The sequence below is a fragment of the Chryseobacterium populi genome, assembly GCF_000282115.1.
In the GTDB taxonomy this organism is placed as follows: Bacteria; Bacteroidota; Bacteroidia; order Flavobacteriales; family Weeksellaceae; genus Chryseobacterium; species Chryseobacterium populi.
Map to the genome: position 1 here is coordinate 1 of NZ_AKJY01000090.1, position 905 is coordinate 905.

The 905-nt window shown below is 39.7% G+C and carries 1 protein-coding gene; it reads right to left on the bottom strand.

The window, feature by feature from the left end:
* Positions 1-905: T9SS type A sorting domain-containing protein (locus PMI13_RS17330; protein WP_007846173.1), on the bottom strand; the 905-nt coding region annotated here is incomplete at both ends.

Sequence of the window (905 nt, forward strand, 5' to 3'; positions counted from 1 at the left end):
TATTCCTTAATAAGCTTTTTAGAAATAACTTCTTTACCTGTTTTTACCTCAAGAATATAAATTCCTTTGGCACAGGCTGAAAGGTCTATGGATGTTTTATCACTTCTGATGAATCCGGTTTGTAATTTTTTGCCAGACAGATCATATAAGCTGAAAGTTGATTTTTTAGGAGCCTTTAATATATTAACGAAATCTTTGGTGATCGTTGGGGAAATAATAATTTGATTGGCTTTTCCGGCTTCGTTTGTTGCTAAAACTTCGGTGAACCCTGTTACTAAAATAGAATAGTTCTGGGGAGTACCTGCTCCTGAAGCATTAACAAGGTTTCCTTTATTTGAAACTTCTATTCTGTAGGTTCTTCCTGCGATCGGTGCATCAATGACTACCTGTTCCACATTGTCAACAGTATTATCTGCTTTGGTAGCAGGGTTTTGCGGATTGTTGGCATCAAGCTTCCAGGGATAATATACGGTGTTATCCGTAGTGTCTATAATTCTCAGGTCCAGGTCATTAACCAGTTTTGAAGTTCTGTTGTTATGGGCATCCTGCCATGTTGTCGGGAGAGTTGTGTTGGCAGGATCTGTCCAGGCTATGGTTACTTTAAGAGGCTCTGATCCTGAAGCTGTTCCTGTTTTGCTGTTAATAATGCCGTTATTTAAAGTTTCATCATTAAAAATAACCGTATTGTTGGATTTTCCTACTAATAATTCTGCTCCTTTTTTTGCGTTGATATAACCCCACCCATACCATGGATCCGGGCCTACACTTCCTGCTTCCAGGGCTGAATGTACAGTTAAGGTTTTTGCCGCTGCTGCATTAAGTTCAAGAGCCGGGAATAATTGTCTGTAAATCTGCATCCACAGGCCTATAATACCCGTTACAACAGGTGTTGAAAAAGAGGTGCC